The organism is Planctopirus sp. SH287 (assembly GCF_056500625.1).
On sequence record NZ_CM151403.1, the window covers coordinates 4314601 to 4326529 of the forward strand.

Below are 11929 nucleotides of genomic sequence, written 5' to 3' on the forward strand. Positions count from 1 at the left end.
GAGCTTCTGTTTGAGGAAATCTGAAGATGCGAAGACGTGTCGTTGTGACAGGGATCGGGGCAATCACTCCGATCGGGAACTCCATCGAATCCATGTGGGAAGCACAGCAGGCTGCCCGTTGCGGTATCGGCCCCATCACTCATTTCGACGCCAGCCGCTTCCCCACCACCTTCGCTGGTGAAGTCAAGAATTACGATCTGAATCAGTTCGTCTCTGATGTGAAGCCCTATGAATTCAGTGGCCGAAACATCCATTTCGCCCTGGGGGCCGCTCGTCAGGCTTTCAATGATTCCGGGATTACTGATAGCCAGATTGATCCCGGTCGCATGGGTGTTTATCTCGGAGCTGGTGAAGGACAGCAAGACTTCCTGATGATCATGAGCATTATCGCGAAGTCACAGAAGGATGCTTCGGGCGAAGTCGACCTGGAAGTCTTTACTCGTGAGGGGTTGGCCCGCATGCACCCTCAGAAGGAGATGGAGCAGGAACCCAACATGACGGCTGGCCACCTCGCGGCCGTCTTCAATGCCCAAGGCCCGAATCTTAACTGCCTGACCGCTTGCGCTGCTTCCAGCCAGGCCATTGGCGAAGCTTCTGAAATCATCCGTCGCGGCGATGCTGATGTGATGATCTCGGGAGGTGCGCACAGCATGATCCACCCCTTTGGCGTGACAGGCTTTAACCTGCTGACGGCGCTTTCCACAAGAAACAGCAGCCCGGAAACCGCTTCCCGACCATTCGATAAAGATCGCGATGGCTTCGTTCTGGGAGAAGGTGCCGGCATTCTCATTCTGGAAGAACTGGAACACGCGAAAAAACGCGGTGCCAAGATCTACGGCGAAGTCATGGGCTATGGCTCAACCGCCGATGCCTATCGCATTACTGATATCCATCCCGAAGGCCGGGGTGCCATTGCCTGTATGAAAATGGCTTTGAAGGATGCCGGCCTCAATTCCGACGAGATCGACTACATCAACGCTCACGGCACCAGCACCGAAGTGAACGATAAGGTCGAGACACTCGCCATCCGCCAGACATTCGGTGAGCAGGCTTACAAAATCCCCGTCTCCAGCATCAAGAGCATGATGGGACACCTGATTGCTGCTGCGGGAAGCGTTGAAGCCATTACATGCCTGCTTTCAATCCGCGATAACGTGGTGCCACCGACAATCAACTACACCACTCCCGATCCTGACTGTGATCTGGATTATATTCCCAACGAAGCCCGCCAGCGAAAGGTGCGTCGCGCCTTGTCGAATAGCTTTGGTTTCGGTGGCCAGAATGTTTCACTGATCTTTTCTGAGTACAAGGCGTAAGACCTTACGCAGATCGATTGAATGATCCTTCGAGACAAGAAGTTCGAAGCCATGCATGATGCAAGCACGAAAATAACAGTTCGCCGCCGGATGTTTTTGGCTTACAGCGGTTTCACGTTCATTCTCCTGGGGACAGGTCTGGCCTGTGACAGTGGCACGGCTCCCGGTGATGGGCAGGCCAAAACCGCAGAGGCTCCCGCCCTCTCCACAGGTCGCACGCTAAATATTCCTGTCAAAGATGAGCGCGGTCCCGATGTCTTCGAGACGCTCTTTACGACGACCAAGGGGGATTTCGTTGTCGAAACTCACCGCGACTGGGCGCCCCTGGGGGCAGACCACTTCTACACGCTGGTGAAGTCGGGCTTTTATAACGATGCCCGCTTCTTCCGCGTCGTCCCCGGCTTTGTCGTGCAATTTGGAATTGCCGCTGATCCTGAAGTTCATGCCATGTGGGATGGCCTTTCCCTCAAAGATGACCCCGTCAAAGAGACCAATGCCAAGGGGACGCTGACCTATGCCAAGCCGGGCTACCCCAACTCGCGAACCACGCAGATCTTCATCAACTATGATGACAACCCACGCCTGGACGCGATGGGTTTCAGCCCTTTCGCCCGTGTCACCAAAGGGATGGATGTCGTTGAGAAAATCAACGCCGAATATGGCGAGGCCCCAGACCAGATGCTGATCGAGCAGCAGGGCAACGCCTATCTCTCAAAAGCCTTCCCCCGACTGGACGGAATCCTTTCCGCAAAGATTATCTCACCCGCCATATCGGCACCCGCAGAAGAAACTCCGGCAAAATCTGACACAAAAGATTCCGCAGAAACACCCTCTCCAGCTGCCATTTCGACAGGCGACGCTCCAGAGACCCCTGGCGGAACAAATCCGTAACACATCATTATCATTGATGTTACAGATAAAGCCCGTTCTTGCTGAGCACGGCTTCACCTGAAAAACACATGAACGCAAGATCACAGGTAGCTCACGGTTCTGACAGACGGTATACTGGGCAAGTTCGTTCATTGGAACGCCGACTGTTCGCCTTACCCAGATAGCGGCTGCGCGCATGAAATTGAAATGTCTCCCCGAGGACTTTCAGGTCGAAGAACTCAGCGAGTTCGAGATTGAAGGCGGCTCGTTTGCTGTCTATAAGCTCACCAAAACTTCGCTAGGGACACCCGAAGCCATTGAAGCCATTCTGCATCGCTGGAAAATCAAGCGGGAGCAGATCAGCTATGGTGGCCTCAAAGACCGACATGCCGTCACACAACAGTTTGTCACGATCAATCGTGGCCCCAAGCGCGACCTGAACCAGCAGAACTTCACGCTGGTCTATCAAGGGCAGACCAAACAGCACTTCGGCCCCACTGATATCTCGGGAAATCGTTTTCACATTGTCATCCGCGATCTTAATCGGAACCTGGCTCAGAAGTATGTCGGCCTGCGGGAATCCCTGCTGGTTGATCGCCTGCCGAATTACTTTGACGATCAGCGATTTGGATCATTGGGGGCCTCGCGCGAGTTCATTGCCCAGCCTTGGTGTGCCGGGGATTATGAACGCGCCCTCTGGCTGGCTCTTGCCGAACCAAACCCTCACGACCGTCCCGGTGATCGCGAAGAAAAGCGTATTCTCCGCGATATGTGGGGGCAGTGGGAAGCCTGTAAGGCCAAGTTGTCACAATCATCCCGTCGCAGCATTGTGACCTACTTGTGTGACCATCCCACCAACTTCAAGAATGCCTTTGCACTGATCCGTGTCGATCTCCGAGGGTTATATCTGTCCGCCTACCAGAGCTTCCTCTGGAACCACATTCTCGCCGAGTTGATTCGCAGCAAAGTCTGGCATGAGCGAGTCTATGATGTCAGCCTGGCAGCTCAACGCGTCGCCTTCTGCACCTCATTGACCATGGAAGAGCAAGAGTCTCTCTCGCAGATGAAGCTGCCCCTCCCGTCGGCTCGCATCGATCTGGAAGGCTCACCGCTCGCCGCCCATTATGAAAAAGTGTTGAAAGAAATGGGCGTGGAATTGCGGGAATTGCGAGTGAAATATCCGCGTGACAGCTTCTTCTCCAAAGGAGAACGGCCAGCATTGATCGTCCCGCATAACTTGAAAATGGCCATGGCGCCCGACGAACAATACGCTGGAAAGTACAAAGTCGCCTGTGATTTTGAACTGCCACGCGGTTCCTATGCCACCATCGTCCTCAAGCGGCTCACACTCGACCCGACAGCCGTCAGTGATCGTTCCCACGATCTGACGACTTCCACCAACGATGTCGTCACCAGCGAAGAGTAAGTCCAGTGCCATCGACATCCTTGCGCGGCATAGCCATGGCGTTATGACGACAAGGGTGTGGCATTGGCCAGATACCACGCCAGCAGTGTCTTGAAAGGCTGCGAGTAAACCTCCGGCCTTAAAGCCACATCCTCGATAATCTCCGCCACAGGTTTGAAACAGCCATCAGCGATCTCACCGGGATCGAAGACCGGCGTGGTGTCAGTCACTGTCCGGTAGAGTCGGCTGTGTTCATATGCCAGCAAGGGCGATGCTGGTAACTGCCCAACGAACTCCAGCGGAGCCTCCAGCCCCAACTCTTCCTTCAGCTCGCGGGGCGCTGCGGTGTCGTAATCCTCACCGGCAGAAAGGTGCCCCGAGCAGGAGGAATTCCACATGAGTGGCTCTTCATCTTTATTGGCCGACCGCTGGTGAATCAGCAGTTCATGCTTTCCGTTAAAGACGAAAACATGCACCGCGCGATGCCACAGCTTGCGGGCATGCACAACCGAACGCGGCAAAACATCCACAACCACATCATGCTCATCAACCACATCAAACAACTCTTCCGGGCCATCAGAAATACTCATGTGAGAATAAATTTCCACTTTGAAAGAAGTTGATTTTACCGGATCTCTGAATTTGAGGGCCGACAGAGTTGAAGCACCTCATCAACGACAGATTCCACACTGTAATGCTCTGTCACATATTCCCGGCCATTGCAAGAGTGCTGCTCCCAAGTCGCAACATCGTTCCAGATAAACTGAATGGCTTTTGCCATCTCGGCTGGTGAATCACCCGTCACCAGACCCGCTTTTGACATCGCGACAAATTGATCAAAGTCTTCAGCGGTCACAATGGGCGTGCCCGTCACGGCGGCTTCCAAGAGCACATTGGGAAACCCTTCAAGCGTTGAGGAACCTGTGCCGAAAAACAGTTTGGAACCGAGGAAGGCAGCTTTCATATTCGCACGCGGGATCGCACTGCTGATCGTCACATTAGCAGGGAGATCGCGACGAACTTCAGCCTCAACGTTATCGTCTCCTCCATTGAAAACCATGAGAAACGGAATCTGGGGCAACAGACGGGCCACAGCCAAAGCCAGATGTGGGCGCTTATGAAGCCGATCATAGCGGCCAACCCACAACACATGCTCTCCCACAGGCCGCGAGGATGTCTTCGATATAGCCATGGCAGGATCGAACGGGTTACGAATGAGATAACGGTTGGTTGAACGAAAAGCCCCCAGTCTCTCCCATTGCCAGCGGGTTTGGCAGATCACACCTGTCGCCAGACGTAAGGCATTGATGACTCGCGATGATAACACGCCACACGTATTTCGCTGCTCAGGATGTGCCAGCATTGTCTGGTCGACTTCAGCGTTGCTTCGAACCCACAAATAGGCCATCCCCCCCGCTGAGCGAATCTGCTCAACAACTAGGCAGGATTCAGCACTTCCTCCCAAAACAATCCAGCAGTCGGCTTCATGATAATTGATGAATGCCGCGAGCCGATCTCGCTTTCGAGTGAACCGACGCTGGAATCGGTCACAGATCATGCGATACATCGCTGCAGGCCACGGGAGCCAGAATGCCTGCGGTTTGATCCAGGGGAAATGAGGAGCAAGAGACAGACATGATCGCAGGATTTCCCGGTCTCGCACCAGCGGTTCGACATGAACGCTTAACGTCACCCCTTCGACGGCAGACATTTGAGGGGGAAAGGGATGCCACATGACAAGCGATACAGCGAGTTCAGGCCGCCTTGCCAGACTGCGAGCAAGTAACCAGGCAAATGTTTCCAGACCACCAATGGCACTGCCAGCATGGGGATCAATGACTGGCAGTGCATTCCAGGCCACAATGGCGATTTTCATGCAAAAACAATCCCAAGGCGAAGAACTCATGCGACTGACAAGCGACCGCTGAAGCAGATGATATGATACGTATGATGCCCGGATGATCTCCACAAGAGTCTGTCTTACATGAGCACAAGAAATACGACGAAAGAGTCAGGAATAACCTCCGCCATGTTGCCATCTCCGGGAGATGACGCGTTACGCCAGCAGGTGGCGTCTTCCATTCCTCAACAACGGTTTCTCGATTGTGTTCATTGCGGGTTATGCCTGTCCGCCTGCCCGACATATCTCGAAACGGGCGACGAGAACGATAGCCCGCGCGGTCGCATTTATTTGATGCGGGCCGTGGCCGAGGGACAACTGAATCTCACGCCGGAAGTCACGTCTCATCTTGATGCTTGCCTGGATTGCCGGGCGTGCGAAACGGCCTGTCCTTCCGGGGTGAAATATGGGCGACTGATTGAACCGTTCAAAGTGGCCATGGAGTCCGTGGCAAATCACTCCGGCAAGCCAGACAGCGGAGTCATCGACAAAGCGGGAGGCTTACTGAAGTCGACGTTATTGACGAAGCTCTTTCCGTCGGCACGCATGACCCAATGGGCCTTGTGGCCCGCTCGATGGTTACAACAACTCGGGTTGGATGGATTGGCGAAAAGCTGGCCAGCACGGTTGATGACACCAGAAATTCTCCAGCGCATGCACCGGTTGTTGCCTCAATTATCGCCGCCAGCCCCCCCACTGCCGACACGTTTACCGCCTGTTGGAAAGAAGCGGGCCACCGTGGCGTTGTTTACCGGCTGCGTGGCGGAAGCGATGTTTTCGCAAACCAATCGGGCCACGGCCCGCGTGCTGCAACATAATGGCTGCGAAGTCCTGATCCCTCGCGGGCAAGGATGCTGCGGCGCCATCCATTACCACAACGGAGAGCGAACAACAGCCCTTCAATTAGCACGGCAGAACCTGGCCAGCTTTCCCTGGCGAGAAATCGATGCGGTCGTTGTCAACGTGGCGGGTTGCGGAGCCATGCTCAAGGATTACGGCCACATCGGTGAAGAAGATCCCGCCATCGATCCTGTCCTGCTGGAAGAACTCAGCTCTTTCGCAGGGAATGTGCGGGATATCTCCGAGTTTCTGGTCTCGCTGGGGCCGATCCCACCAGCACATCCTGTTTCACTGAAAGCGGTGTATCACGATGCCTGCCACCTGTGTCATGCGCAGAAGATCCGGCAGCAGCCTCGCGATTTATTAAAGCTCGTGCCGGGCCTGGAAATCCTTCCCATTGAAGAAGCGGAAATCTGCTGCGGAGCTGCCGGAAGTTATAACCTCACGCAGCCCGAAATGGCCGATCGGCTGGGACAGCGAAAAGTCCGGCACATCCTCGCTGCTCCCGGTGTGCAGGCCGTATTGACCGGGAATGCGGGATGTGCCCTCCAGTTGGCCGCATCGCTTTCAGAAAGTGGCCATCCCTTGCCCGTCATGCACGTGATGGATTTACTCGACCGCAGCTATGGGCCACTTCCCGCACCATGATCTGCACCCTGATTCCCGACTGAAAAGCCATTTGAGAACACAGAGGCCGATCAGCGGGATTTAAGGCGATGGGCAAATTTCTGACGGAACTTGGCCACCTTGGAAGCCACCACCGTCGCACAATAGCCTTGTGTGGGATGCGCTCGGAAATAGCCCTGATGGTAGGCTTCTGCAGGATAAAATGTTTCGACAGGCACCACCTGCGTCACGAACCGGGCGGGCCAGATCCCTTCCGCTTCAAGCTGGCTGATCTTGGCCTTCGCCTCACTTTCCTGTTCCGCGTTATGGAAAAAAATGGCCGAGCGATACTGAGTACCGATATCTCCTCCCTGCCGATCCTTCGTCGTGGGGTCATGGATCGCAAAGAAAATATCCAGAAGATCGTCGAACGTGATCACTGTTGAATCAAATGCGATCTCAACCACTTCGGCATGCCCTGTCCGGCCCGTGCAAACCTGTTCGTAAGTCGGATCGGGAATTTGGCCTCCCATATAGCCTGAAACAACCGCATCAACACCGATCACGTTTTCAAAAACCGCTTCCAGGCACCAGAAGCAGCCGCCAGCCAATGTGGCTTTTGCCGTTGTCACTTGAGACTCTGTGAATGCTGCGGATTCGGACATCTGGGTGCCTCCTCAAATTTGCAAAGCTGACTCACGCCCACTGAGACGTGTTCAGCCTGCGGACAAACTCACTAATCTGTCAGGGCAAAGTGGTGCTACAACTGGTTGCTTCCATTCAGATTTGGCAGGTTAAGCAACGATCGATGAGCAGGCCAACGAGCCTGCGGACAACCTCATTCACCAGTCAGGACAAAGCCGTGACACGACACTATTTTCTTTTGAGATAAGTCTGATACGCGAAGAAGATCACGGGGGGCGCCATCAGGAATGTCAGTGGGAACAAGATCCAGCTGGGAAGACGGTTCTGAAAGAGGTAAGGCCAGAGAACCCAGGTATCCAGATTGAAACCGGCAATCAACATGCCGCAAATTATCAGGATACCGGTGTTTTTCTGCTCGGCGTATTCATCGTCGGTCAGCTTCTCGTTCGATTGTCGACGTGGAGCAGCACTCTGAGATTTTGATCCGCCCGACTTGCCCCCTTTCTTGCCAGTCGGCTCAGCCACTTCCTTACGCATGCCATTGGCATAATACTTGGAAATGCCCTGATTGATCCCCAGTTGCGAGGCGATCACATGCCGCATGGGCTTGCCATATCGCAGACGAACTTCGTCTTCAAGTTCTTGCGTAGGATCTTCGGCGCAAGCCACCAGAATCTGCCCATCATCTTCAAAGAGTGGCATACAGGTATGACGACGCACCACCTGCCTGGGAAGCAGATCCAGAATCGAGTCGTCGGGCAGCATTTCCGCCAGATCAACATAGGGCCGGCCCAGTTCGCTGGCCAAGGCCCGAGCGGCGGTTTCGCCATCCACCATTTTCAATTGAACAACAGCATCTTTCAAAGAAAGACCGGCCCGATCGGCAAAAGCTTTGACTTCCTTCGCCTGATCCTGAGTGATGGCGCCCTGATCCATCAGATAAGCCGTCACAGGGCGCCGACCAGTGTTCGGATCACGGTCATCAATTTCCCGGCCCTGTGAACGATCATAGTCCAGCTTGCGCTCCACGTCGGTCAGACAGAGCATCGCGCGAGCTAATTCATTGAGCAATTCCTGCGATTCGTTCGAGTACTGCCCTGTCGAGTATTTACGAACATGCCCGTTGAGCTTCTTGTAATTCTTGCGAATCTTGTCGGCATCGTCTTCAAACTGCACGACACGCAACAACGCATAATGATCAGGCGGACGAGGGCCTTCGGGAATGCCCAGCCACTCTTTATAGACATCAATTGCCACGTTCCGCTCCCGGAGGTTATCTCATCATCAAGCTGTAATTCGAGGGGAAGAATTGCTGAAAGGTCATATCATGGAATCAACCTCGCTCGCACAACGCAAGGGATCCTCATAAAGCCGTTTTCTTCAAACCACCTTCCTTCAAACCATTGATGACCTGTAGACCGCTGGCGAATAGAGCACGCGAGGCTCAGCGTTTCCCGGTAACCACAACGTCAGCCCCCTTTCTTGCCGATCAATATAAACAACACCATCAGGGTGCCCTTCTGCCGCAGCAGCCAGAATCTCTTCTAACGCCTGAACGGCAGCCACGACCGGACGATCAGCAGCCACACTGGAAAAGGGCCGGTCATTCACCTGCCGCAGCCGATCTTCACGGCTGCCAGTACCCCCATGCTCAATCAACGCGACTTCTTTGAAAAACTGTTCAATCGCTTCGATTCCATACCCTCGCTGCGTACGAACGCCCCAAGGTTCAAAGGCAGTGCCATTGTAATGCGTGTTGATCGTCGTTTTCAGTTCATGAGGAGTCCGGCCTTCGACCGTCAGCTCAACACCTCGTTTGCGGGAGTGACCATTCCAGACGCCATTATCAAACCGAAATTGAACTTCCTGCTCGACATAACCGGGGAAATTGTCGGGCGTCACCCACGAGGTATGAATGTCAAATGAAGCCTGCCGATCATCAGGGAAAGCATAGGTCACGCGAAGTTGTGTACTGTCCCAGGTGTTACCCGACGCCGGGCCTGCCAAACCTCTCTGGCCCGTGGCACTGACCGAAACCAGCCGGCCACCAAACGTGAAATCAATCAGCTTCAGATAATGACACGCCACATAAGTCCCCGGATTGCGGCCTTGATTCCACGCCGCAAATTGACCCAGCCCAACCGACTTGGGTTCCAGTAACGAGCAATAGCCATGATTGATATGTGAGAGCACCCCATCGACAACCAGCGTTCTGAGCCGTTTATGATCCGGGTCAAACAGCTTGTGATAGACCACCCGGACAAGCCGTTGCTGCTGATGGGCCAGCATCTCCAGTTGATCAAGTTCTGCCAGTGAAAGCACCGACGGCTTTTCAATCAGAACATGCTTACCCGCCTGTAACGCGGCTCGGGCTGATTCGAAGTGCCGATCATCCGGCGTCGCAATGCAGACGGCATCAAGAGTTTTTCCTGCATCGCTTCCCAGCAACTCTTCCAGAGCAAGATCCCCCTGAAAACTGGCGAATGAAGCGAGTGGTGCGGGGGCTTTCTGACGATAAACATTCGCCCGACTCCCTGTCAGGCTGACCACCGCAGCCATCTCGCACGAGATGACACCGGCCTCGGGAACCAGGAAGCCATGCTGGCCTGCCTGTTCAAAAAAAGGCCGGTACGTTTCATCAAAAATCATCCCCAGCCCCACCATGGCGGCCTTCAGATGATGATGCGGCCGATGGCCCGTCGTTGACGATGACAAAGCAGATTTCCCCGAAGCAACCTGACTCATGGAACCGAATCCCGACGTGCAAAAAGAGTGATTGGCGGGTGGTAGACAAGCCACTGAATCATGCCTTCTTTGCAGAGCCTCTGGAAGTCTCTTTCAGGGAATGTGATGATCTGAGAAACAGACGGTACACCTCTTGCCAGAGAGATTCTCCCACGACAGCCTGAACCACTGAAGACTTAACACCCCGGAGCTTGAGCATCATGGATCGTCGACAGTTTCTCCATTCCACCTCACAGGCCGGCTTACTCGCTTCCGCTGGCTTAAGTGCTGTCTCCACTGTTCCTGCCGAAATTTTTGCGGCTGATCAGCCCTCGGCCTCCAATCAAACGAACAGCAACGCCACCCGGCCTCGCCGCAAGGTGGCTGTCATTGGCACCGGTTGGTATGGCAAGTGCGATCTGCTGAGACTGATGCAGGTGGAACCGGTCGATGTAGTGGCGTTATGTGATGTCGATTCCAAAATGCTGGCCGATGCCAGCGAGTTGATTACCGCTCGCGGGAAACTCGAAAAGCCCCCGGCCCTCTATAGCGACTTCCGTGTGATGTTGAAGGAGGCCAAGCCCGAAATCGTGCTGGTCGCCACACCTGATCACTGGCATGCACTGGCCATGATTGCAGCGGTAGAAGCCGGGGCAGATGTCTATGTGCAAAAGCCAACCAGCGTGGATGTCGTGGAAAGTCAGGCCATGCTGGCCGCCGCCCGCAAGCATCGCCGCGTCGTTCAAGTCGGAACCCAGCGGCGCAGCACGCCGCACATCGTGGAGGCAAAAGAAAAGTTTATCGATACTGGTATGCTGGGGAAAATCGGTTTAGTAGAAGTCTATTGTTACTACCATATGCGGGCGAAAGACAATCCTCCCGAGACCGCCCCGCCTGAAAATCTGGACTATGAAATGTGGGCGGGGCCAGCACCCAAACGTCCCTTCACCGCGTTGATTCATCCGCGCCGCTGGCGGGCCTTCAACGAATATGGCAACGGCATTATGGGCGACATGTGCATTCATATGCTCGACTGCACCCGATTCCTGCTGGGGCTTGGTTGGCCCAAATCCGTCGCGTCGGTCGGTGGAATTTATGTCGATCCTCAGAGTCAGGCCAATATCCCTGATACACAAACCGCCACCTTTGATTTCGATGGCCTGGATGTTGTCTGGCAGCATCGCAGCTATGGCTCGGCACCAGACAGTAAGTATCCCTGGGGACTCACGATCTATGGTGATAAAGGCACACTCAAAGCCAGTGTCATGGGCTATGACTTCATCCCCCAGGGCAAAGGGGAACCCGTTCATAAAGACGTGGCCTATGAACTGGACGAGTTTCCTGAAGATAAAACCGAGAAAGATCTGGAGAAACACGTTGCACCGGCGATCCGTCAGCACATGCGAGATTTTCTAAAGGCGATTGACCAGCGCTCAAAGCCAGTGGCAGATATTGAAGAAGGCCACATTTCAACCATCAGTTGCATTCTGGCCAATCTCTCACTGGAACTGGGCCGCTCTCTTCAATGGGATCCCGCAACCGGGAAAGTTGTGGGCGATGACGAAGCCAATCAAAAACTCGCCCGACCTTACCGCGCCCCCTGGGTTCATCCCAGCACCTGAT

At 54.5% G+C, this 11929-nt stretch carries 10 protein-coding genes; 5 read left to right on the forward strand and 5 right to left on the reverse strand.

Annotated elements, in window-relative coordinates; translation table 11 throughout:
* Positions 1-26 precede the first annotated feature (26 nt).
* The 3 genes from fabF (at position 27) to truD (ending at position 3612) form a co-directional block, all read left to right on the forward strand.
* Entirely contained in the window at positions 27-1316 is a 1290-nt protein-coding gene (fabF, locus tag SH287x_RS16025; protein WP_479515391.1) for a beta-ketoacyl-ACP synthase II, read from the forward strand.
* A gap of 51 nt (positions 1317-1367) precedes the next feature.
* Positions 1368-2207, forward strand: coding sequence for a peptidylprolyl isomerase (locus SH287x_RS16030; RefSeq protein ID WP_479515392.1), 840 nt, complete (start codon positions 1368-1370; stop codon positions 2205-2207).
* Between the two features lie 160 nt (positions 2208-2367).
* The gene (gene truD, locus SH287x_RS16035; RefSeq protein WP_479518717.1) at positions 2368-3612 is read left to right on the forward strand and encodes a tRNA pseudouridine(13) synthase TruD; all 1245 of its coding nucleotides are present in this window, start codon (positions 2368-2370) and stop codon (positions 3610-3612) included.
* Between the two features lie 41 nt (positions 3613-3653).
* On the opposite strand, the gene SH287x_RS16040 is transcribed toward truD, so the two are convergent.
* Together SH287x_RS16040 and SH287x_RS16045 are read right to left on the reverse strand one after the other, a co-directional pair.
* A complete protein-coding gene (locus SH287x_RS16040; protein WP_479515393.1) occupies positions 3654-4181 on the reverse strand; it encodes an NUDIX hydrolase in 528 nt (175 codons plus the stop codon).
* 35 nt (positions 4182-4216) lie between these two features.
* Positions 4217-5467 carry a glycosyltransferase family 4 protein gene (locus SH287x_RS16045; RefSeq protein ID WP_479515394.1) on the reverse strand — a complete coding sequence of 417 codons (1251 nt, stop codon included), beginning with the start codon at positions 5465-5467 and terminating at the stop codon, positions 4217-4219.
* Between the two features lie 153 nt (positions 5468-5620).
* Here SH287x_RS16045 and SH287x_RS16050 point away from each other — a divergent pair, with 153 nt between their 5' ends.
* Positions 5621-6979, forward strand: a complete 1359-nt coding sequence (locus SH287x_RS16050; protein WP_479515395.1) for a (Fe-S)-binding protein — start codon at positions 5621-5623, stop codon at positions 6977-6979.
* Between the two features lie 50 nt (positions 6980-7029).
* Here the strand turns inward: SH287x_RS16050 and msrA are convergent, their stop codons facing one another.
* From msrA to SH287x_RS16065, 3 genes are all read right to left on the reverse strand, one after another.
* On the reverse strand, positions 7030-7602 hold the full coding sequence (gene msrA / locus SH287x_RS16055; protein WP_479515396.1) for a peptide-methionine (S)-S-oxide reductase MsrA: 573 nt from the start codon (positions 7600-7602) through the stop codon (positions 7030-7032).
* 208 nt (positions 7603-7810) lie between these two features.
* Positions 7811-8839, reverse strand: a complete 1029-nt coding sequence (locus SH287x_RS16060) for a GspE/PulE/PilB domain-containing protein (protein WP_479515397.1) — start codon at positions 8837-8839, stop codon at positions 7811-7813.
* A 138-nt stretch (positions 8840-8977) separates the two neighbouring features.
* Positions 8978-10327, reverse strand: coding sequence for a Gfo/Idh/MocA family protein (locus tag SH287x_RS16065; RefSeq protein ID WP_479515398.1), 1350 nt, complete (start codon positions 10325-10327; stop codon positions 8978-8980).
* A 200-nt stretch (positions 10328-10527) separates the two neighbouring features.
* Between SH287x_RS16065 and SH287x_RS16070 the strand changes: the two genes are divergently transcribed.
* Positions 10528-11928: a Gfo/Idh/MocA family protein gene (locus tag SH287x_RS16070; RefSeq protein WP_479515399.1), complete on the forward strand. Its 1401-nt coding sequence runs from the start codon at positions 10528-10530 to the stop codon at positions 11926-11928.
* Position 11929 lies beyond the last annotated feature (1 nt).